Genomic DNA, 22,707 nt, shown 5'->3' on the forward strand with positions numbered 1-22,707 from the left:
TACTGTTACCACAGCAAATTTATGACTTGGACTGTCATATTGGCTTTAGGGTCGGGAAATCTTCTTGAAGGATTTCCTCACATCACTGCACAGTTGCAAAACCAAGCCCGATCTATCAGTATTCAACAATTCAAAGGAAGCTTGCCGCCAGCACCAGATATTGAGGTGCTGCACAGAAGATGGAAAGCTGCTTGTACAGGACTCCAATTTACCAGAAGCGATGCTCGAATAAAAGTCAATTATGCCAGCACGACTCACATTTCTGAAACCAATCCGGGCGCTATATATGAAGGTTTAAAAAAAGAGATACAATCGTGGCTGAAAACAGACGAGTTTTACAGCAAAATTGAGGTCAAGCTGAGGACACGAATCGGCAATCCCTCGGAAGCTGCCGTTCAAATATTTCTAGAGTGCGATGATTCTCAGATTTCTGAGTTGCCTTGGGATGCGTGGAATTTTCGGGAAGAATACCGCCAGAGTGAAATCATCCGCAGTTCGTCCGAGTATACAATACTGCACCGGCAAGAAACACAAGTAGGAATATATCTACCTTCTAGAGGAAGAATTTTATGTGTTTTAGGTAACAGTAAGGGAATAAATGTTACAAAAGATCGCAGAATTATCGAAAAAAGTTTGGGCGATAGCTGCCAATTAGAATTTTTAGACAACCCGACACCGGAAGAGTTTAACGATCGCCTTTTTGATGAAAAAGGCTGGCAAATTTTCTTTTTTGCCGGACACAGCAACAGCGATGACAATGCTACAAACGGAAGGCTGCACATCAATCAAAATCCTACCAACAATACTGTCACAGTAAATGATTTAAAATTAGGCGTACAGCAAGCGAGTTTTAAAGGCTTGCAATTGCTAATTTTTAATTCCTGTTCGAGTTTTGGATTAGCAGCAGATTTGGTGGCTCAGAATCATCATTTGCCGTCAATAATTGTGATGCGCGCGCCAATTCCAGACCAAATTGCTCACGATTTTGTGAAGTCTTTGCTTAGATATTTGGCGGAGGGAGATCTCTTATTTTTGGCAATGCGAAAAGCTAAGGATGATTTGCAGCGCTGGGAATCTCGATTTCCGGGCGCTAGCGGGATTCCGGTGCTGTGTCAGCATCCAAACTTTGAGGAATTAACGTTACCGGGATGCGGCGCAACTAAACCTGTGATTTCATCAGCAGATGGTGCGGCACCTCGCCCAAACCGCCCCCAATTTACAATTTCAACTAAATTTATGCAGCGTACCAGCATCAGTTTAGCTGTTTTGGCGATCGGCTATCCACTCACGGGCCCCAATCTGGCAGATGCAATCAACGCATTTGGGCGGGAAAACCACCGGAAAAATCAATTTTTAGCCGCTAAAATTTCCTACAATCTAGCTGCATTAATCAATCCTATTAACGGTGAGCCTTACTATAACTTATCCGAACTTTGTAAACAATTAAGCGATCGCAAATGCCAGCGAGAAGCAATGCAAAGTGCAGTCTGGCGGGGACTTCCAGAAGCTCACGCTCAAATATCCAAATCCTTCTTGCTGGAAAATAAACCTGAAGATGTTTTAAATGCGATCGGACTTTGCTTAAAAACTACTAAATACGATGGAGTCAAATCAGCTTGTTTCAAAAATCGTGGCTGGTTGCGATTCACTCAAAAACGATACAATTCAGCGGAAGCAGATTTAAGAACAGCCATATCTCTTAACAGTAATAGTCCCGAAGCTCAATGTTTTTTAGCGCAAGTCCTCGAAACTAAAGGTAAAGTACAAGACTCACTAAAATATTGGCAAGAAACCCTTAATCATGCGAATTCTAGCATCCCAGAACAAGATGAATGTCTCGAAATGGCAAAGGAGCGTTTACAAATCATAGGAAAGAGCAAATGAAAAAACAGACGGCATTTTGTATAAGCGCAAGCGCGATCGCATTTACATTGATTGCGATCGAAATTCTGCCTGATTCCTGGGAAAATGGCCCCGGTTTCCGCGAAATATTGGCCAACAATCCGATAATTTCCCCAGCAATCGCAGCAACGCAAAGAATACCCAACGGACAAATCCTGAATATTAGCGGCGAAGTGCAGCTACAGCGTCAAGATGGCAGAAATATTCGCCCGACAATCGGTACGCCAATTTATCCGGGCGACAAACTGCAAACTTTACAAAACGGACAAATTACTATCCAATGTGCGGATTTAGGAATTCAGTCAATTAAAGCAGGCGAAAATCAATTAAATAGCTGTTTATTGGCTAGCAACAAGTCGGAGTCTGACTGCAATAAAAATTTAATTAAATGTCCCGATCGCGGTGATGATAGAATTGCTTGGAATAATGCGCCAATTCCTTATACAATCAGTCCGAGGCGGACGCAATTGCTCGACAGCAAACCGACTTTGCGTTGGAATCCGGTTGCGGGTGCGACTAGCTATAAGTTGAGCCTCCTCGAAAATAATGCGAAGTTAAATTGGGAAATGACGGTTAGCGGTACTGAGGCTGTGTATCCGGGGGAACCGGCGCTGAAACCGGGTGTTAAGTACAGGTTGATTGTGGAAACGAATACGGGGGTTTCTTCGGAAAGTCCGCTGTTAGAGGAAGATACAGAGTTTGATTTGTTGGATGAGAAAGCAGTTGAGGGGGTGAAGGAGGCTGTGGGGGCGATCGACAAACAACTATCGAATCCAGTGGCTAAAAAATTAGCAACAGCACAGATATATCTTAGCACAAACTTGAATGCCGAAGCAATAGAAACCTTAGAAACTTTACCAAAAGCCGGAGTAGAAACAGCGCCAATTTACCGCAAGTTGGGGGAACTGTATCGGGAGCGATCGCAATTGATGCCGCAGGCTGAAATATATTATAAAAAGGCGATCGAGACAGCTAAACCCGATGAGACTGAGGAGCTAACCGAGGCTCGTTACGGTTTAGCACAAGTTTATTTATCTATGCGGAACTATCCCGAAGCGATACAGTATTTGAAGTTGTCACAAGAGGGATATCAAAGTTTGGGAGATTTATCAATGGTGGAAAAAATAGGCAAGCAATTACAAGATGCCCAAAGGAGGAAAGATCGGCAATAGTAATGTGTTGTGAAGTTAATTGTGGGTAAATTAATGTCGCAATCACCAGACTTTTTAGGGGCGGGTTCGTAAGGGATTTTGTCACCCACCAACAATCTTAATACACCCGCCCCACCCACCAATCACTTAATATCCCGGTTCTTGATAAGCCGGTTCTTGATAAGCCGGTTCTTGCCACTCGCGGCGGGGGGGTTCGGGATTGGGATTGTAAGGTACGATCGCCCCATCATCATTGACAATCATCCCATGAATAATCCTATTAGGCTGCACCGGTTTTGCCTTAATACTGCCTTTGCGGCCCTCCAACTTCGGCAACTTCGGAAACTCTTCCACCGGCATTCCCTTGACAGCTTGACTCATAAAATCGCGCCAATTGTAGGCGGCAGTACCGCTAGTTCCCCACGTCGGATAGTTGTCATCATTCCCCAGCCAAACGCCAGTCACCACCTGCGGAATATAACCGATAAACCACAAATCCCGCACGTTTTCTGAAGTACCAGTTTTGCCTGCAACAGCGCGATCGTTTAAAGCAGCAGGCCCGCCCGTACCTCCAGTTACCACACCCTCCAACATCCAAGTAGTAATCGCAGCACTATCCTTATCCAAAACTCGCTTTGGTTTAAAATTAGCCTTATAAATCACATCTCCCCGCTGATTTATCACCTTAGTAATTCCGTGCGCTTCAATAAAATTACCTTGGGATGCTAAAGTACCGTAAGCATTAGTTAACTCCAGCAAATTCACCTCAGACGAGCCCAAAGCCAGGGAATAAATCGGACTTAATTTAGACTTGATTCCCATATCGTGGGCTAATTTGATCGCAGGCTCAAAGCCGACATCAACCAACACCTTCACCGCCACCACATTCACCGAAGCCCTCAAAGCATCAGACATCGATCGCCAGCCACTAAACTTTTTGCCGTAATTGTTCGGTTGATAGCCGTCGAAAATAATTGGCTCATCTTGATAGCTGTCGTAAGGCGAAAAACCGGCTGCTATTCCCGCGGCATAAACCAACCCCTTAAAAGTCGATCCGGGTTGTCGCAAAGCCTGGGTAGCACGATTAAATTGGCTTTCCTTAAAATTTCCCCCGCCGACGAGCGCCTTAACTTCCCCAGTTTTAGTGTCCATAGAAACTAAAGCAGCCTGTTCAAAACCTTGACGGCGGCCATCAACCTCGATCGCATCTTTAACCACCTGTTCCGCTATTTTCTGCCACTTCAAATCCACCGTCGTCTCGACAGTCAAACCGCCAGCTTCCAAAGCATCCTTAGAAATATAGCGCGGCAATTCCTTGCGAATGTAACTAGCAAAATAAGGCGCGACTACTTTAAATCGCTTCGGCGGACTTTGTTTGACAGTCATAGGTTCTGCCATCGCCTCCTTCGCCTGCGCTTCTGTAATTACCTTTGCGTCTTGCATTTGTTTGAGCACAATATTGCGGCGTTCCTTAGCAATATTCGGATTAACCAAAGGTGAATATTCGCTCGGTGCAGGCGGCAAACCCGCCAAAGTTGCCATCTCTGCCAATGTTAATTGATCGACAGTTTTGCTAAAAAAAACCCAAGCCGCATCTGCGACTCCGTAGGAATCCGAACCCAAATAAACCAAATTTAAATATCTTTCTAAAATTTGGTCTTTAGTCAACTCCCGCTCTATTTTCTGAGCTAAAAGAGCCTCCCGAACTTTTCGCTTAAGACTTCTTTCTTGATTGAGAAAAACCACGCGAGCCAATTGTTGGGTAATTGTACTGCCGCCCTGTACCAAATCTCTCGCTACCAAATTAGAAGCTATCGATCGCACAATACCTTGATAATCCACCCCGCCATGTTCGTAAAAACGGCGGTCTTCGATAGAAATAAAAGCTTTCTTCAACAAATCGGGAATTTCATTAAGTTTTAGCTTATCTCTAGTTGCTGGCCCCGACTGCAATAAAATCGTATTATCTGCAGCCTTAATTGTCAGCGTTCCATCGCGGCTAAACGCTGACAAATCGTTAACATCCGGCAAACCTTTATTTAAGGTGTGCAAAATCCATAAACCGTATATTAAAGCGCCACCGCCCACACTAACAACACCTATGACTATCCAAAATCGCGGGCGTCGGGACCGTAGCTTTTTTAACTTTTCCTGTAGTTTGCTATTTCTCGGCAGCGCGATATTTTCCGGTAGCTCAGTATTTACTACTTGCAGTTGGGTGTTTTGCAAGCCGCTATTTTCCGGTAGTTTGCTGCTATCGAACCTCTTGATTTTTTTTGACGATCTCGTTCTGCGCCTACCGAATACCGGCTGCAACAATTCTCTTCCCTTTGCTTGCAGCATAGTAACTTGAGGTTCAATTTCCAACCAAACGATTAAGCGCTTCAACCCTTGCCAATGGCGCTGGACTCTTGGATATTCACCGTCTTTTGGGTAGGAATATTCTGATGCTAATTCTGACTCTTCTGGAGGTTCAGCATCTTCTGATACCACATACTCCGATCGCTCATCCATTGCCTGTGGATACAATTCAGGCAGGGACGGTGACGAGTTTAGCCCCGTGCTATTGGCAGCATTTGGCGATTCTCGATCGGAATTACCCCTTGCTGCCTTAGTGACTTTGCTCAATTTATCCTTGATATTTGAGAAAAATTCTGCCACGTTCAGACCTTCAAACCTCATCAACTTCAATTAAAAATTAAAAATCAAAAAGGCTAGCCTCCTTCAATTTTTAATTTTTAACTTGACATTTTTTATTCAACAACACTGCGAACAGTCTTGAGTTAATTATTTTGAATTAAAAACTATTTAACTCAAAATTCCCCACTCTTAATTCTTCTTAACTGGTATGACCAAGTGCCAAGGCTGCTACCAGCATACCCAAAACCAGGAAAGGCTGAGCGCTAGCCTGATATTTAACATCATTTTCCAGGGGATTGCGTAAAAAGTACATATCCTGAAAAGTAATTTGGGGAATTATCAGCAGTAGCAGAATGACAGCGTAAAGGTTTTGGTGGATGCTGATCAGGTAGCCTGCAATCCCAGCTTGAAAGATGTCGATCATCAACACGCAAATCCAAGCTGCAGTGCTGATACCAAACATCACTGGCAAAGATTGTAACCCTAATTGCCGATCGCCCTCGACACTTTTAAAATCGTTAACGATCGCAATTCCCAGCCCAGCCAAACTGTAAAACAGGGTCAAAATCATAATGGTAGCATCAAGTTTGCCGAACAAAGCGTGACCGGCCCACCAAGGCAGAGCAATGTAGCTAGCACCCAGGGCATAATTTCCCAACCAGCCATTCTGCTTGAGTTTCAGCGGTGGCGCAGAGTAGATGTAAGCTAGAAACGCGCCGCCGAGAGTCAAGACAGTCATGATTGGGAATTCGTGACCCGCCCACAAGTCTAGAGCATAAGCCACCCCAATGCCTGCGGCTAATAATACCAAAATTTGCGTTACTACTTGGGGAATCGAGATGATACCGGAGGGAATCGGGCGGTAGGGTTCGTTAATAGCGTCGATGTCGCGATCGTAAAAATCGTTCAAAGTTTGAGTGTAGCCAGTAAGCAAAGGCCCTGACATCAACATACAAGCTGCCGCGATCGCAAAATTCTCTAAATTCCAAACATAGTTTCCAGAAGACGCAGCCCCGCACACCACGCCCCAAATTAAGGGAATCCAGGTAATCGGTTTCATCAGTTGCAAGCGAATCTTCCAGATCGAAGTTTCCCCGCTAGAAGCGCCTTTCATGCCCAACAGTTGCCGAGTTTTGGCACTGCGATCTGCGGTAGCAGCACTTTCCGGTGCAGCTTCTGGAGAGATTTGAGATGGAGGAGAGTCAGACATAATTTGATGTTAGCGGTACTGCTACTGTTGTGTCGTTGTGCGTTTGAATAATAATTCTGACAGTATACAACTGATATTTAAGGCAATGTCTGGAAAACTTACCCTGGATTGGAGTTGATGCTAGGGAAAATTACCATTTTTACCAATATTGTTTGATATCATTATTTTGTGCAAATGTCAAGATTTTTAAAAGTTTTTTTGAATTTTTCGTTGGGTTCGCCTGCTGGGGAGATTTTTGCCAGCAGGTAGATTCTATGTCAGTTACCAGGATGCGATCGAGCTTTTTGTCCTGCTAACCTTGAATCATCCGATCGAGCCAAAACCGGTGGCAGAAACTCAATATGTCTTCTACATGACTTACCCAACTAAGCTGTTTGCACTAAGCTGTTGCGGTCTATAAATTATAGAACCCATTTGACATCTTTGAGTTTTTAGGTTGGGTGACGAGAAATATAGACAGAAACTGGTTTCTGAGATTTACGCGGGCGAGAAACCGGGTTTCTTGGAGTTTTTGGTTGGGTGACGAGAAATATAGACAGAAACCCGGTTTCTGAGATTTACGCAGAATAGATGTCAAATGGGTTCTATATGTCACAAAACAATTCCCCCAATGAGTGGGCTGGGCTGGGAGTCCGCCCGCCCCGAACATAAAATTTAAATGCCGCGACAGTTTAACAACTGCAACTTAACAAATATGGCGGTAGGAATCAAAAGGCAGTCCCGTGCGCCGCTTGACATCAATAACTGATTTGTATGCACCTTTGATCTGCCTTTCTCTAACTATTGTTTCAGCCACAACCCGATCTAAACCGCTCTGAATTAACTCTTCCGGCGACAGAATATTTAACCGTTTCCAACTAAATTGTGATTCTTTTTGATAATTGTAGCTGAAGCAAATCATCGGAGCGATGCGTCTGACGTGACTTTCGGGAACTCCGGCGATTTCTGATAACTCTTCGGCGTGGGTAAAAATGTAACCTTCGTTTTGCAAAGATTCAATATCGTTAGCGTAGACGATCGGCAAACCCAATATTCTGACCAAATCGTCTTTGGTGCACTCATTAATATCTATTTTGCCGCGCTCTTTTGCCAGTTCTTGGGCATTTGTCGCAGTTGCCGGAACGAGTAAGCCTTTGGGTGCGGTTTTGATGAGATAGCGCTTTTTCAAGGCAAAAGCAGTGACAATTTGAGCTATCCAAACCAGAGTTCCCAAATTAGTTGATGAAGATAGCGCTAGTGCTGCTAAAGTAATGCCAACACCCCACCCCATCCAACTGCGAATATTTGTTTTTTGGCCTGCATAGGCGATCGCCAATCCGCCGAAGTAGGGAATAAAAGAATACCACACCCAGTTGGGAGTTTGACGCAGCCAGTATAAATCTTGAGACACTTTAGTTTTATCCTTAAATAGCTGTGATCTCACACTTATTTCAATCCCACTTTAAAAAAAGTGGGCTTCCCTCTTCCCTCTTCCTTCTTCCCTCTTCCTTCTTCCGACTTCCATCGGACTGACATCCGTTACATCCGTTACATCCGTGGAGCGAATCCGTTGCCGAACTTCCTTCTTCCTTCTTCCTTCTTAATTACAATTCTCGGAGCAGTTTTTGGCGTTTTTCTTCATATTCTTCGGCGGTAATTGCGCCCATATCGTAAAGTCCTTTCAATTCGGCGATCGCCCCTGTCACATCTTTTGCCCCTCTGAGCATATATCCAGAAGGCAATGATCCGTGATTGTACTGTACCTGAAAAGCTTGTTCCGACATCAGCAGCAAGCCGAGAAAATCAAAAAATGCGATCAGTGAGGGAATTAACGTCCAGGAAAAAAGCAAATATAATAGCCCTGCTACGTTATTTCCCAAATAAAATTTGTGTCCTCCGAAACCTCCAATAAAAAAAGCTAACACAACTGCTACGGTTTTATCTTTTACCATTTTCCCTTTCCCCAGTTTTTGTACTTTAACTTGTGCGATCGAGCTAAGCAGTATTACTAATTTTTACTCATTTATTAGGGTTTTTGCGAAATTTAGACATGGCAAAATACAGCAGAACTATACCGGCTTGAGCTTGTAGAATGACCAAGTAGCCTCTCATGAAATAATTTAGTTCGCTGCCTGAATTGAGAGAAAATATTAAAATGCCTAGAGCTGCGTAGGGTGCGAAACGCATCCAATTCGGTGCTCCCTCTAACTTGCGGCTGTTGAAATTGCTCATTCGTGCGACCCATCTACAAAAACCGGACAAGATGTTACTTCTATGTTAAAACAAGTTTTTCCGTTTAGCTTCCCAATTTGGGACTAGATTGAAGATCGCGGGCGGGTGGCGCACCTGCTTTTTTGGCAGTTTATCAAACCTGCGAAAAAAGCAAGGTGAATTCACAATTATTAACAACCGCGCGACTTAACTCGCGCCGCCGCCCAAAAGAAACAGGCTCAGGAGAGTTCCGCTGTTCCAAAGACTGTGGAGAAGCATGGGAGCGAGGAGATTGCGCGATCGCGTGTACACAAAGCCCAACACCGCACCCAAAGTCGCCAAAGGCAGAATCTCGGAGACACTCAAGTGAGCCACAGCAAACAAGAAAGCCGAGGCTGCGATCGCCCCCCAAACAGGCAAATAGCGAGTCAGAGAAGGCAGCAGAAAGCCCCGAAACACGATTTCCTCAAAAACCGGAGCGGCGATCGCAGCAGTGCCGAAAAACACCGCCAGAGCCACGTTGTCCCTACCTTCAAGGACGATCGGCAAAATCGGATTGCTGCCACCTTGTCCCTGCCATAATTGCTGATTGATCAGGGACACCACAACTACCAAAGGCAAGGCCACAAAATAGCCGCCGAAGCCCCACAAAAACCAATTTTCCCGCCAATTAAGCCGAAACCAACCATCAGGCAAAGGCAAAAAAGACTTAATTGAAAAATACAGTACCGAAAGCCCGCCAGCCGACAGCAACAAATAAGTAGCAAAGATATAAAAAGCCTTTTCGCGCGGGTCAAAACTAGCAGGATTTAGCTTGAGAACAGCCAGAGAAACTGGCAGCAACAAATAGGGAATCAAGATTTGCCCGACAAAGAAAAAGCCGACCACAAGCACCTGCCAAACAATCTCGCCATCCCAAGGCACATCCCAAGCCAAACTCCCATTTCGCGCCAACAGCGGCCCGGAATCTGCCTTATCTAACTGCCGCCGCTGCAACAGCCACTGTACAGTCAAACCAACCAGCAAAACCGTACCGATGCAAAGCGCGATCGCCGGAATGCCTACAATAAGTGCTAATTTTTCTATAGCTTTTTCAGCCGTTGCTTGCTCTGTAGCTTGCAGGGCTGCTAGTTCCTTAGAACGTTCTTGCAGCTTGTAAAGTTGAGCGAGAGCGCGATAGCGAAACCAACCATCCAAAGACTTTTGAATGCGCTGCTCCGCATCCGGCAGCAGTTGAGGCGGATCGCTCCAAATTCCAGTTAAAACTCTAGCAGTTGCCACCGAAGAATCGCCATCACTTTCAGTTTTGTACCGCTCCAATAAATTTTTCCAAGTTTGGATTGCTGCCTCAGTTTTGTCATTGCTTGCCTGCAAAATCCCGACGCGCAAGTCAATTTCGTTTTGCAGCGCTAACTGTTGCTTTATCGACTCTGACAAAACCTGTTTTTGAGCCAAATTCTGAGTATTATTATCAGGTTTAGCTGCGATAGCAGACTGAATATCTTTAATTTGCGATCGAGTTGTTGTGATAGCTTTTCGTGTGGTATCTCGTGCTTCTTGATACTGCGTCAAAGCAGTATTTAAAGGCTCTGTACCGACAATATTGTTGCGTGCCGAAGTTAAATTAGCATCGCCATCGTTTTGTGGTTGCCACTCCGAGGCGTGAAGCAGCAAATTTGTCTGGTAGAGTTCCAGCCGGCTTTGAATTTGCGGCTGGTTCCAACTACCAACTAAAGATAAACCGACTAGGGCGATCGCGATCGCCGTTAAAATACTTAAAATTATCCGCTTCAGTGTCATTCCTGCTTTTCCGTCCCGCGCAAATCCGTGGCTAAGTCTTGTCCGTCTTTAATCATAGGCGGTTGCAGCCGATCGTGTCCCCGGAACTGGTAAAATTTCTAGTGGCTTATTTTTTTCATTCCCTCAAGCCCCGAAATTCAACCGCCGGCTCCCCTCTAAAATCTAAAATCTAAAATCTAAAATCTAAAATCGAATGACTCGCATTATCTTAGTCCGTCACGGCAAAAGCACCTACAATCTAGAGCGCCGCATCCAAGGCCGCCTCGACAAATCAGTTTTGACAGAAGCAGGGCGCAGCGGCGCGATTCAAGTAGGCGACATACTCAGCACCATCGCCTTCGATGCTGCGTATACAAGTCCCCTGAAGCGAGCCCAAGAAACAGCCGAAATCATCCTGTCGCGCTTGACAAATCCGCCACAACTGCAACCAACCGATAAATTGATGGAAATCGATTTACCTCTGTGGGAAGGAATGCTGCGCCAAGATGCGATCGACCAATTCCCCGACGCATATCAGCAATGGCAAAAACAGCCTGACAAATTTTCCATGAAACTACCTTCAGCCGAAGGAGAAGTCGAACACTTTCCAGTATTGGCAATATTTGCTAACGCCCGCAATTTTTGGAAAGAGCTTTTTTCTCGCCACCGGGAAGGCACAATTCTAGTAGTAGGTCACAACGGAATCAACCGCGCGCTCATCGCTACAGCCTCCGAAATTTCTCCGAATTACTATCAATCTATTCAGCAGTCAAATTGCGGAATTAGCGTCATCAATTTTGGGCCTTCTCCTGTAGGTGGCGATAAAAAAACAGAGCAAAATAAGAAAATTGCCGTTCAATTAGAATCGCTGAATTTAACCGCCCATACCGGAGAAAAATTTCCGAAACCGAGGGACGGACACAGCGGCCCGCGCTTGTTGCTGGTGCGTCACGGCGAAACAGATTGGAATAAAGCAGGTAAATTTCAAGGACAAATAGACGTACCTCTCAACGATAACGGTCGCGAACAAGCTCGGCAAGCCGCAGAATTTCTCAAAGATGTAAAATTAGATTTTGCGATTAGCAGTTCCATGCTGCGCCCGAAAGAAACTGCGGAAATTATTCTCAAACATCACGAGGGTTTGCAACTACAACTTCGCGACGAATTGAGAGAAATTAGTCACGGACTTTGGGAAGGAAAGTTTGAATCAGAAATAGAACAATCCTATCCGGGTTTGCTGGATGAATGGAAAACATCTCCAGAAAACGTACAAATGCCCGAAGGCGAAAATTTGGAGGAAGTTTGGACAAGGGCGATCGCAGCTTGGCAAGAAATTGTACGATCGGTTTCTGGTACAGGAATTGTAGTTGCTCACGATGCCGTCAACAAAGCCCTTCTGTGCCACCTGTTCAATTTGCAACCCGAACATTTTTGGCAATTCAAACAAGGAAATGGGGCCGTTAGCGTCATCGATTATCCCCACGGCCCCGACGGTTTGCCGGTATTGCAGGCGATGAACATTACAACTCATTTAAGCGGCGGCATTTTTGACAAAACAGCCGCCGGAGCACTTTAATTTGTAAGGCGATCGGCAAAGTGTAGCAGAGAAAATCCCCTCTGCTACAATTCCCCCGCCTAACAAATGTCCGAACCTTAATAACAACCACCAAGCATTCTGAATTATTGAAACCCTTGCTTTTATTACTTATTCCTTCTTACCTCTTCCTTCGTGTACTTCGCGTCTTCGCGGTTCGTACTTCCCTCTTCCCGACCTCCGTTACATCCGTTAAATCCCGTACATTGCTCGATCCCGAACTTCCTTCTGCTATATGAGTCGCGAACTGCTACAAAATGTACGAATCCTAGATCCAGTTTTAGGGAGCGATCGCACTGCTGATATTCTAATTACAGAAGGTCAAATCGCAGCAATCGAAGAAAACATGACCGAGATTCCCGCCGACACGGAAGTACGAGATTCTCGGGGACTGATTTTAGGGCCGGGATTAACAGATATCTACAGTCACAGCGGTGAACCGGGTTTTGAGGAACGGGAAACCCTGGAATCCTTGATGCAGGCGGCGGCTGCTGGCGGTTTTACGCGGGTGGCGATTTTGCCGGATACATCGCCGCCTGCCGACAACTTGGCCGGTTTAGCTTTGTTGCAGCAACATATCCGCAATTTGTCGCCGGGGCTGCCCCGCTTGTATTTTTGGGGCGCGCTGACAGCGGGCGTTAAAGGGCAGCAGATGGCTGAGTTGGGCGAGCTGGCCTCCTCTGCGGTGGTGGGGTTTGCTGACGGTTTGCCGCTTAGCAATCCGGCTCTGGTGAGGCGTTTGCTTGAATATATTCAGCCTTTGGACAAGTCGGTGGCTTTGTGGCCGTGCGATCGAACTTTGGCCGGAAATGGCGCTGTGCGGGAGGGTGCGGTGTCGGTGCGTTTGGGTTTGCCGGGAATTCCTGCGACTGCGGAAACATCGGCTTTGGCGGCCATCCTAGAGTTGGTGGCATCGGCGGACACGAAGGTACACATCATGCGCGTTTCTACGGCGCGCAGCGTGGAATTGATTCGGGATGCTAAGGCGCGGGGTTTGCCGGTGACTGCGAGTGTGACTTGGATGCACTTGCTGTTGAATGTTGGGGCAATTTCAGGCAGCGCTAAAGGTTCTGGAGGCGGTAAAAATGCTCTGACTGCTTCGTTTGCTTACGATCCGAATTTACATCTGGAACCGCCGCTGGGCAATCTGGACGACCAATTGGCGCTGATTCAAGCTGTGAAAGATGGGGTGATTGATGCGATCGCGATCGACCACAGCGCGCATACTTACGAGGAGAAAACTGTGGCTTTTGCTGATAGTCCGCCTGGGGCGATCGGCTTAGAATTAGCCTTGCCTTTGCTCTGGCACGGACTGGTAGAAACTGGCAAAATTTCGGCTTTAGAACTGTGGCGAGTGTTGAGCTCCGGCCCCGCCGTTTGTCTCGGACAAACGCCCCCCAAGGCTGCACCGGGAGTCTCTGCTGAGCTAATTTTGTTTGACCCGTTAATGACTTGGACGGTTGAGGCGCACAGTCTGAAGTCGCGATCGGCAAATACGCCTTGGTTGGGACAACAATTAGCGGGAAAAGTTGTGAAAACTTGGATTGATTGACCGTTGGAATTAGGATTTAACGAACCGCGAAGGCGCAAAGGGCGCTAAGGAAGAGAAAGAAGATGGAGAATAGCAGCGGTAATATCAATTCCTCTCTTCATCGTCCTGTATTCATTTCTCTGGGATCTCTCTGTGTTCTCTGTGTTCTAGTCAGGTTAAATCATTCCGATACAACCGGAAACGATATAATTTGGTAACTGGAAGCTTTGGATAAGGCATGGTAAATATATGGTTGCTGTCGTTCCTTTGTGGAATTCCCCACCACTAGACTTGACATTACACATCAACGAAATTCATGTTTGGCGCGTCTCTCTAGCTCAAACAGAAACTTGTTTGCAGAATTTACAACAAACTCTTTCAACCGACGAACAGACAAAAGCAGAGCGTTTTCACTTTCCCAAAGATCGAGATCAATTTATTGTAAGTCGCGGTGCGCTGAGAGCGATTTTGAGTCGCTACCTGCACATAAATCCCTCCCTTCTACGCTTTGAATACAATCCCTACGGCAAACCATCTCTCACCGTCGCCCAAGGTGGAAACACCCTGCGTTTTAATTTGTCTCACACTAGGGGAATAGCTCTAATTGCTATAACCAATAATCGAGAAATTGGTGTCGATATTGAAGCGATAAAGCCCAAAACTTCTTGTTTAGAAATTGCTGAAAGATTTTTTTCACCCTTAGAACAATTAGCACTTTGTTCGCTGCCAGAACATCTCCAGACGAAAGCTTTTTTCACCTGTTGGACTCGCAAAGAAGCTTATATCAAGGCAGTAGGCAAAGGACTTTCTCTTCCTTTAAATGAGTTTGATGTCACCCTCGCACCAGGAGAACCACCAGCGCTGTTAAATGTTAAAGAAAGTCCCGATGAAGCATCCAAATGGTCTTTAATTGAATTAATTTCTAGTTCAGATATGGTTGCGGCTGTTGCAGTTGCAGGGGATTGCCACAAACTTGATTGTTGGCAGTGGACGGCAGAGTGTTGAGTTATGGTTCGTATCATTGTCCGAGACAATTTGGGCTTCGACTCAACAGATAGAACTTCAATAAAAAATGCAATTCTAGCCTATATTGTGACCCATACAAAATATAAAATACAGCGTATTTCAGGTTGATGAAGTACGCACTCCTAACCGGGTTTATTTAGAGTTTTCGCATCTCAACAGATTCTGTTCTGTGACACCCGGTTTCTCGCTCCCTACATCTACATGGAATATGCTCTCTAATAGCCAATCAGGGTTTTGGAGATTCTTTATGAACCAGTCGGTGCAGGCCGACTTTGTTTGACTTTATGGCGGTTTCCACCGCCGAATCGTAAAGATTGTCCTGTATTCACATCTCTCTTGTCTTCCTCTGTGTTCTCTGCGCCCTACCGCCGGTTAAATCATTCTGATACAACCGGAAACGATATGACAAATTTTTGTTCGCAATAATTGATTGCAAAACTACCTGCTGTTGCACTTGAGAAAAGTAGGAATTCTCGACGCTTGACAGTCACAGCTTAAGGAAAGGTTGACGACTTAGCATCCGCAGGCTAGAAACTAAATTGATGGTAATTGTTCTTGAATCTTGGGGCGAAAAATGTTTGTTTTTTTCCTTCCGGGTTCGGCCCGATCGCGGGAAAGTCGATCGCACGCCAAACTTGCGTACTGTACAGGTAAAATAAGGACACAATAATGTTGTGTCCCTAGGTCATATTTAACGGCAACTTTGCACCCTACAAATGATGTAAAAATTCAACCGAATCGATAGCCAAATCCCCGTACCGTAATGATATATTCCGGTTGACTGGGATCGATTTCCAACTTTTCGCGCAGCCAGCGGATGTGAACGTCAACTGTTTTGCTGTCTCCGATAAAATCTTGACCCCAAATTTTTTCCAACAACCGATCGCGAGACCAAACTCGCCGGGGATTACTCATAAATAGTTCCAGTAAGCGAAACTGTTTAGGAGAAAATTTTACTTCAATGCCGCGAACCAATACGCGGCATTCTTCGGGATACAAAGTTATGCTCTTATATTGCAGCATCACCGGTTGCGACAACTGACCTAGGCGCTGGCGACGCATCAGCGCCCGACAGCGAGCGATAAATTCCCGCATTCCAAAAGGCTTGGTTAGATAATCATCAGATCCGGCTTCTAGATAAAAAGCGCAATTGTTCGCACTTCCTCTAGCGCCGATAATTAAAATAGGAACTGGATTGCCTTGGTGCCGTAACATTCGACACAGATCCAAACCGTTAATTGAATCCATAATTAACAGGTTAAAGGCAAATTCACCGTGGTATGACGAGGAAGCCTGCACAGAAGGCAGAGCGCCCGGCCCGTCGCTAGTAACCACCACCTCATAGCCCTGTTCTTTAAGGGCTAAAGCTAGCATTTCCCGCAACAGGTCTTCACCTTCCAATAACAAGATGCGGCCGGCTTGTCCAACAGCCAACCTTGAAGGACTTTCGCTTAATTCAGCAGAAGACATAAATATCAGTGGGAGTTATGTTTGTATGTGGCTAGCGTGAGGTGCCTTCTTCAGTAGCTGAGGCCTCTCGCGCTGCGATCGCTTGTACGCGATCGCCATTTGTTCCTTAGCGAAGCCCTTGAAGAGGATCGCTTGTAATCCCTAGCCAGCCCATCCCACAGACACGCGCTCGACTATTTCTACTTGCTCGTGCAAAAAGTACAGCCGTAGAGCAGTTGCGATAGCTGCGCTGTTTGCCTGCGTCCAGGCATCAGAAGCCCGGTCATTTTTAGGGGTTGGTGTTAATTTCATAAAACATTGCCCGCCGTTAATTGACCGGGTAACACCCAATCTATAGGGAGATGCTTGTTATACTACTCTTAAAAGGTTATTAAAAGGTAAAGTTTTGGTAATTAATTGGTTAAATTATTCCAGTTAAGTAATATCGCTGTAAAGTTGCGATCGGACTGTAGAGCTTTGTTTAAGAATACAATGATAAATTTGCCCAAAGTTCTTTTTCTGCGCTTGCCGGCTAGGATCGAGTTTGTAAGTAAAAATCTGTAAACTGCCTATAATGTTGCTGCATTTGAGTACCTGGCCGGAGGTAGAAGCTTATCTAGAAAGTTCCCGCGGCATAATTATCCCGATCGGCTCGACGGAACAGCACGGGCCCACCGGCTTAATCGGAACTGACGCCATTGCTGCTGGTGCGATCGCCCTTGGTGTCGGCGAAGCTGCCAATGCCTTAATCGGCCCGACAATTAATGTGGGGATGGCCTTGCACCACACCAGCTTTCCCGGCAGCATCAGCCTCCGACCCCAGACCCTGATTCTCGTAATCAGAGATCATATCACATCTTTAGCAAAAGCTGGATTTGAGAAATATTTCTTCATTAACGGTCACGGCGGCAACATAGCCACGATGAAAGCAGCATTTTCCGAGACTTACGCGCATTTGTCGGACTTAAATCTACCAAATGCCGAGCGCATCCAGTGTCAAATCGGCAACTGGTTCATGTGCGGTTCAGTCTACAAACTCGCCAAAGAATTGTACGGAAACCAAGAAGGTTCCCACGCCACCCCCAGCGAAATCGCCTTAACCCAGTACCTTTATCCAGAAGCAATCAAGCAAGCACCGCTTTCGGAACAAGCTGCATCCGGGTACAAAATTTACAGTGCTGCTAACTTCCGACGGCGATATCCCGACGGCAGAATGGGTTCAAATCCGGCCCTAGCAACCCCAGAACACGGCCAGCAGTTTTACGAGTTAGCAGTCAAAGAACTGACTAATAACTATTTAGAGTTTTTGAACTCAGATTAACAATTGCCTGAAAATCTCGATCAATTGCGTTTTAATCCGAGGCCAGATCCTCCTCGCACCCCTCTTAGGTCGGGGGAATTTGAGATGAATCCTGTCTTCTCGTTACCAGGAAGAGCCTGGTAATGAAGATCCAGAGATTCCGCCTCCTAATCTGTTCTTGCTGTCTCCTGTTGTTATATAGAAGCGGTTCTTGGGAACGAGCATACACCCGCCCCCGCCGATTTCTACGCCGCAGCTTCCTCTTGGGCTTCAGCTTCCGGTGCATCAGGGACATCTTGCTTGATCGTCAAATAGCGAATCACTTCCTCGCTTAGACGCATGGCGCGTTCCATAGGAAAAATTGCAGCGCCAGGAGCAGTATAGTTCATTTGAACGTATACTCCGTCGCGGTGCTTGCCGATTTCGTAAGCCAAGCGGCGCTTGCCCCGGTGCTGAGTTTCGATATTTTCAGCACCTTGATCGCGCAAAATAGTTTGATATTTCGCGATCGCCGCGTCAGTCATTTCCTCACCCAAATCAGGGCGCAGAATGTACATTGTTTCGTAAATAAACGGTTTCATGGCAATAATCCCCTTATGGACAACAAGGCTTCTCACGAAGCAAGGACTTATCATCATATCCCAATAATGAACAATCTCAAAACTAAAAAATCAAATTTCCGAAACAACGGTCGATCGCGGTGGAGCACACTGTGGACGTACAGTATCATGGGGGCGATCGCACTTTTAATGCTCTTCCCCCTGCTGTGGCTGCTGAGTACCTCCCTCAAATCCCCAACCGAAAACATCTTTCAATATCCCCCGCAACTGTGGCCACAACAGCCAACCCTCGAAAACTTCATCAAAGTGTGGCAAACCAACCCCTTCGGCCGCTACCTGTTCAACAGCACCCTAATTGCCGGCCTCACAGTCAGCATCAACGTTTTGTTTTGCGCCCTCGCCGCATACCCCTTAGCCCGACTAAACTTTCGCGGCCGCGAAGCCATCTTAATTACGATCGTTTCCACCATCATGATACCCTTCCAAATAGTCATGATTCCGCTGTACATATTGACAGTGCAACTCGGATTAAAAAACAGCTATTTAGGCGTAATATTTCCCGGACTAGCCTCAGCCTTCGGGATATTTTTATTGCGGCAAGCATTCCTAGCAGTTCCCAAAGAATTAGAAGAAGCCGCCCGCATCGACGGCTGCACTGAATTAGGTATTTGGTGGCACGTCATGATTCCGGCAATTAAGCCAGCTTTAGTCACTTTAGGAATTTTTGTATTTATCGGTTCGTGGAGCGATTTTCTGTGGCCACTGCTAGTTTTAGACAGACCAGAATATTACACGTTACCTTTAGGAGTTGCTAATTTAGCCGGGACATTTTCCTTAGATTGGCGTTTGGTAGCGGCGGGTTCAATTATTTCCATTGTTCCAGTTTTAGGACTGTTTTTAGTATTGCAAAAATACATTGTACCGACAGAAGCCGCCGCCGGAGTCAAAGGATAGATTGAGGGGGCATTGGGCGAGCGCGAAGCGGAGGGATGGGGCATGGGCATTGGGCATTGGGCGAGCGCGAAGCGGAGGGATTGAGCTCTAGCGTTGCGGAGGGATGGGGTATTGGGCATGGGGCTCTAGCGTTGCGGAGGGATGAGGCATTGGGCATCGTCAGTCTAAAATTCTTCCTTCTTCCTGATGACTAATGACTAATGACTAGCCTTCGGCTTCGCTCTTCGACTAAAATAACTAATAACTAATGACTAATAACTAATAACTAATGACTAATGACTAATGACTTCTTCCTTCTGCAACACAACGGACAAAATTTATTTGCTATGTACGAACTGCCCGAAATCCGCTGGATTGTTGACCGCGCTGCGATCGCAGATACGATCGTAGCATTTGCCAATGCGTTCGATGCCTTCATACTGGCAAAAAGTGCGGTCGCATTTAGCAGACGAAATAGATATCGACTACTCGGAATTCAGGGGTGAACCTCCCAGACGAGTAACTGCAGAAGAATACATAAAACAGCGGGTAGAAGGTCTTGCGGGTTTGCCAACGCTACAAGTCAGCACAAATCACGAGGTAACTCTTAACAAGAATACTGCCGAATGCAAGTCTGTCTATCAAATTTATCGACTTGACCCGACTCGCGAATCGGGAAAGAATCGGTTGGATACAGCAGGAAACTATTTTCACTCCTTGATTCAAAAAACAGACAGACATTGGCTAATCGCAGGAATCAAACAAACTGTGGTGATTGTCAGCGGCAATCCACAAGTTCACGGTACCCTGCGCGGTACATCGCCATCATAAAATCTAATTTTTAACAGAAATTAGATCCACTTTTTTATGACTCAAAATTTCCCCTTACCTCGGAGTGAAAACCGCACTAGGATAAGCAATCCGCTTGTGATTGAACTGTTCCCAAACCCGCACAAAAATCTCTGCAATTAAAGACATATCTTCCCGCGTCAAACCAGAATCCAACAACTGATTATCCTGCCAACGAGCGCGCAAAATCTTATTAACCATATTCAAAGCTTCCTCGTGAGTGGCATCCTTGAGCGATCGCAAAGCAGCCTCGCAAGAATCCGCCAGCATCAAAATCCCAGTTTCCCGCGACTGAGGAATCGGGCCTACGTAACGAAAATCCTTCTCCGTCACTTCCCGAATTGCGATGGCTAACTTAGAATTATCCGCATCTGCCAAAGCCATCTTTAAATCTTCTGGTTTTTGGGCAGCATCTTGCTTCGCTTGGTGATAGAAATAAGCAATCAACATCGTACCTTGGTGTTCGGGAATAAACGCCTGAATCGCCTTCGGCAATCGGTGCTTGCGCGCCATCAGCAACCCTTCGCTAACGTGCTTTTTAATAATTTCAGCGCTTTTCCAAGGGTCATTAATTTCATCGTGTTTGTTTCCCCCGCCCATTTGATTTTCGCAAAATCCGAGCGGATCGTGCATTTTTCCAATATCGTGGTATAATGTTCCAGTCCTGACCAGCTCAACATTGCAGCCGAGTTCCCGAGCCGCAGCCTCCGCCAAACTAGCCACAAACAGCGTGTGCTGAAAAGTCCCCGGAGCCTCGGCAGCCAACTTCTTTAACAGCGGGCGGTTGGGATTGGCAAGTTCCGCCAGCCGGATCGGGGTAATCAAGTCGAAAACGTGTTCTAAATAAGGGCTGATGCCGATCGCCACAACGCTCCAAGCCAAACCGGCCAAACTTTGGGCGCCCACCGTACCGAGAACGAGGTACCAAATCGCACCGGCAGCCGCACTGGCAATCAAAGTCCCCACCAGATAAACCGAGCCCTGAGTCAAGCCCACAGCCACGCCCAAGAGAGCCAACTCCTCGCGCGATCGCAGCCGCCCGGCCATAAAAGCGCCCAGCAATCCCCCCGCCGCGCTAGCCACCAAATGAATCAACTCCACATTTAAGCCAACGGGCAGCAGCGCCGACAGCAGCCCCACCACAGTCACTCCCACCGCAGAACCGTAGAAGCCACCGGCTAAAATGCCGATCGCGGGCAAACTCGTCCAAGGCAGCCCCAAACTCACCAGCACGGGCGCGCTCAAAGTCAGCAACAGCAACAGCAAATGATCTCTCCGGCGCAAGCGGTAGTGCCTTTCTACCAGCAGCACGATCGCAATTGCTCCCGACACTAAACACACAAACCCCGCCAGCCCCAGCCAATTCACCCCCCGCCGGCTCAAACCAAAATAGTCCAGCAACACGAAATCTTGCTGCGATATTTCTTTTCCTTCTGTAACAATAATATCGCCCTGCTTGACGGCGATCGTCACCGGTTTCACCTTTTGCGCCGCCAATTCAGCTAGCTGTTTGGTTGCTTCGGGATCTTTTACCAGATTTGGCTGCAAAATCGCACTTAAACCTTCAACTGCCAAAGCTTGCGACTCTAAAGGCACTTCATCTGCTATTTGCAGCTTCACAGCTTCTTTCAACATCTCTTTTGGCAACCCCGGCGGGATACCTTGAGCCAGCATTATTTTTGCCACTCGACTCATACCCGTTTGGGTTTTCTGCCAAGCTGCATCCGACAAATCGAACAACGAAGTATCGTAAATCTGTCGGAGTCCAGAAACCGAAGGTTTTTCCAGCGCCTCCACAGCACTGGCATAGTGGATGCGAGCGGAGGAAATACTGTCTGTCAGGCTTTTGAACTCTGCTGCTGAGACCGATCGACTGTAAGCTTGCAGTTGAGTCAGAGCCTCCTGCTTAGACTGGCTATCTGTCGGCGCATCACTGGCGGGGGAATCCAAATTCAACTTCTCGGAAGTTGCGCCGCTAGAGTCTCCAGCCCCCGCCAAAATCGATCGCCACTCCCACTCAGGACAGCGCCTCAAGTAAAGCTGAGTCGAATTTGAGAGCGCCGAAGTGGCGGCAAACGGAAACGAGCCTACCTCCCGCCGCAGTTCGCTTCCCTGTTGCCAAAATAGCTGCATTTCTCGATCGATTTGTTGCTCGACGGCTGGATCGAGCATTAATATCGCTACAGCCCCGATCCGCGCCGATGAACGCTCTTCTTCAGTAGTTTTGCGATCGGGGATACTAGCACTAGCAGGAGCCTGAATCGTCTGAGGAGCTTTCGTCCCCACATCAAGTTTCGGCTGGTTGTAGAAGCGGTGGCCCAAAGTGCTGGTGAGGGAAACTACCGCTACGATCACCAACATCGGGGAACGAGCTTGATTTTTGATAGTTGATTTTGAGGTTTTACTTCTAAATTTAATAAAAGTTTCGGGCAGATCCAGTTTGTCGAGCGAAAAACGGCTTAACAGATGTTTGCCAGGGCGATCGGGCTCTGCTTTGCTGCCATTTTGCACTTTAGCAATCTGTTGGCGCAGTGAGCGCGCAGCCCCTAGCTGCTCAATCTGCCGCATCAATGAGGAGATCGTATTCATTATA

18 protein-coding genes are annotated in these 22,707 nt (G+C 46.6%); 8 read left to right on the forward strand and 10 right to left on the reverse strand.

Translation table 11 applies throughout. The features are described 5' to 3' along the window. Nucleotides 1-21 precede the first annotated feature (21 nt). Both AACV78_RS26780 and AACV78_RS26785 read left to right on the forward strand, forming a co-directional pair. Nucleotides 22-1,884 (forward strand): CHAT domain-containing tetratricopeptide repeat protein, encoded by a 1,863-nt coding sequence (locus tag AACV78_RS26780; protein WP_194009080.1) that lies wholly within the window; start codon nucleotides 22-24, stop codon nucleotides 1,882-1,884. Further along, nucleotides 1,881-3,074, forward strand: a complete 1,194-nt coding sequence (locus AACV78_RS26785) for a tetratricopeptide repeat protein (RefSeq protein WP_194009081.1) — start codon at nucleotides 1,881-1,883, stop codon at nucleotides 3,072-3,074. Before AACV78_RS26780 ends, AACV78_RS26785 begins: the two co-directional genes overlap by 4 nt. 126 nt (nucleotides 3,075-3,200) lie before the next feature. On the opposite strand, the gene AACV78_RS26790 is transcribed toward AACV78_RS26785, so the two are convergent. The 6 genes from AACV78_RS26790 to AACV78_RS26815 all read right to left on the reverse strand — a co-directional run bounded on the left by AACV78_RS26790 (nucleotide 3,201) and on the right by AACV78_RS26815 (nucleotide 10,893). After that, nucleotides 3,201-5,735 (reverse strand): transglycosylase domain-containing protein, encoded by a 2,535-nt coding sequence (locus tag AACV78_RS26790; protein WP_194009082.1) that lies wholly within the window; start codon nucleotides 5,733-5,735, stop codon nucleotides 3,201-3,203. Nucleotides 5,736-5,892: 157 nt separating this feature from the next. Continuing rightward, nucleotides 5,893-6,903: a chlorophyll synthase ChlG gene (chlG, locus tag AACV78_RS26795; protein WP_194009083.1), complete on the reverse strand. Its 1,011-nt coding sequence runs from the start codon at nucleotides 6,901-6,903 to the stop codon at nucleotides 5,893-5,895. 685 nt (nucleotides 6,904-7,588) lie between these two features. After that, nucleotides 7,589-8,293, reverse strand: a complete 705-nt coding sequence (locus AACV78_RS26800) for a helix-hairpin-helix domain-containing protein (RefSeq protein WP_194009085.1) — start codon at nucleotides 8,291-8,293, stop codon at nucleotides 7,589-7,591. 193 nt (nucleotides 8,294-8,486) lie between these two features. Next, a complete protein-coding gene (locus AACV78_RS26805) occupies nucleotides 8,487-8,834 on the reverse strand; it encodes an NINE protein (protein ID WP_194009086.1) in 348 nt (115 codons plus the stop codon). 67 nt (nucleotides 8,835-8,901) lie between these two features. Further along, the gene (locus AACV78_RS26810) at nucleotides 8,902-9,114 is read right to left on the reverse strand and encodes a hypothetical protein (protein ID WP_194009087.1); all 213 of its coding nucleotides are present in this window, start codon (nucleotides 9,112-9,114) and stop codon (nucleotides 8,902-8,904) included. Nucleotides 9,115-9,300: 186 nt separating this feature from the next. Then, nucleotides 9,301-10,893 carry a CPBP family intramembrane glutamic endopeptidase gene (locus tag AACV78_RS26815; RefSeq protein WP_194009088.1) on the reverse strand — a complete coding sequence of 531 codons (1,593 nt, stop codon included), beginning with the start codon at nucleotides 10,891-10,893 and terminating at the stop codon, nucleotides 9,301-9,303. A gap of 193 nt (nucleotides 10,894-11,086) precedes the next feature. On the opposite strand from AACV78_RS26815, the gene AACV78_RS26820 reads away from it, so the two are divergent. The 3 genes from AACV78_RS26820 (at nucleotide 11,087) to AACV78_RS26830 (ending at nucleotide 15,002) form a co-directional block, all read left to right on the forward strand. Next, nucleotides 11,087-12,448, forward strand: a complete 1,362-nt coding sequence (locus tag AACV78_RS26820; RefSeq protein ID WP_194009089.1) for a histidine phosphatase family protein — start codon at nucleotides 11,087-11,089, stop codon at nucleotides 12,446-12,448. Between the two features lie 253 nt (nucleotides 12,449-12,701). Next, on the forward strand, nucleotides 12,702-14,018 hold the full coding sequence (locus tag AACV78_RS26825; RefSeq protein WP_194009090.1) for a dihydroorotase: 1,317 nt from the start codon (nucleotides 12,702-12,704) through the stop codon (nucleotides 14,016-14,018). Nucleotides 14,019-14,246: 228 nt separating this feature from the next. Then, entirely contained in the window at nucleotides 14,247-15,002 is a 756-nt protein-coding gene (locus tag AACV78_RS26830; protein ID WP_194009091.1) for a 4'-phosphopantetheinyl transferase family protein, read from the forward strand. 750 nt (nucleotides 15,003-15,752) lie between these two features. On the opposite strand, the gene AACV78_RS26835 is transcribed toward AACV78_RS26830, so the two are convergent. Then, nucleotides 15,753-16,493: a winged helix-turn-helix domain-containing protein gene (locus AACV78_RS26835; RefSeq protein ID WP_194009092.1), complete on the reverse strand. Its 741-nt coding sequence runs from the start codon at nucleotides 16,491-16,493 to the stop codon at nucleotides 15,753-15,755. A 141-nt stretch (nucleotides 16,494-16,634) separates the two neighbouring features. Continuing rightward, nucleotides 16,635-16,784 (reverse strand): hypothetical protein, encoded by a 150-nt coding sequence (locus AACV78_RS26840; protein WP_194009093.1) that lies wholly within the window; start codon nucleotides 16,782-16,784, stop codon nucleotides 16,635-16,637. A 262-nt stretch (nucleotides 16,785-17,046) separates the two neighbouring features. Here AACV78_RS26840 and AACV78_RS26845 point away from each other — a divergent pair, with 262 nt between their 5' ends. Next, nucleotides 17,047-17,793 carry a creatininase family protein gene (locus tag AACV78_RS26845; protein WP_194009094.1) on the forward strand — a complete coding sequence of 249 codons (747 nt, stop codon included), beginning with the start codon at nucleotides 17,047-17,049 and terminating at the stop codon, nucleotides 17,791-17,793. 224 nt (nucleotides 17,794-18,017) lie between these two features. Here the strand turns inward: AACV78_RS26845 and rpsF are convergent, their stop codons facing one another. Further along, complete coding sequence (gene rpsF / locus AACV78_RS26850) at nucleotides 18,018-18,353, reverse strand: 30S ribosomal protein S6 (RefSeq protein ID WP_194009095.1); 336 nt, start codon at nucleotides 18,351-18,353, stop codon at nucleotides 18,018-18,020. A 66-nt stretch (nucleotides 18,354-18,419) separates the two neighbouring features. Between rpsF and AACV78_RS26855 the strand changes: the two genes are divergently transcribed. Both AACV78_RS26855 and AACV78_RS26860 read left to right on the forward strand, forming a co-directional pair. Then, the gene (locus AACV78_RS26855; protein ID WP_228042015.1) at nucleotides 18,420-19,286 is read left to right on the forward strand and encodes a carbohydrate ABC transporter permease; all 867 of its coding nucleotides are present in this window, start codon (nucleotides 18,420-18,422) and stop codon (nucleotides 19,284-19,286) included. 408 nt (nucleotides 19,287-19,694) lie between these two features. After that, nucleotides 19,695-20,096: a hypothetical protein gene (locus tag AACV78_RS26860; RefSeq protein ID WP_194009097.1), complete on the forward strand. Its 402-nt coding sequence runs from the start codon at nucleotides 19,695-19,697 to the stop codon at nucleotides 20,094-20,096. A 54-nt stretch (nucleotides 20,097-20,150) separates the two neighbouring features. Here the strand turns inward: AACV78_RS26860 and AACV78_RS26865 are convergent, their stop codons facing one another. Beyond that, the gene (locus AACV78_RS26865; RefSeq protein WP_228042016.1) at nucleotides 20,151-22,703 is read right to left on the reverse strand and encodes an HD family phosphohydrolase; all 2,553 of its coding nucleotides are present in this window, start codon (nucleotides 22,701-22,703) and stop codon (nucleotides 20,151-20,153) included. Nucleotides 22,704-22,707: the final 4 nt, after the last annotated feature.

It is taken from the genome of Tychonema sp. LEGE 07196 (genome assembly GCF_963890365.1).
Classification (GTDB): Bacteria; Cyanobacteriota; Cyanobacteriia; order Cyanobacteriales; family Microcoleaceae; genus Microcoleus.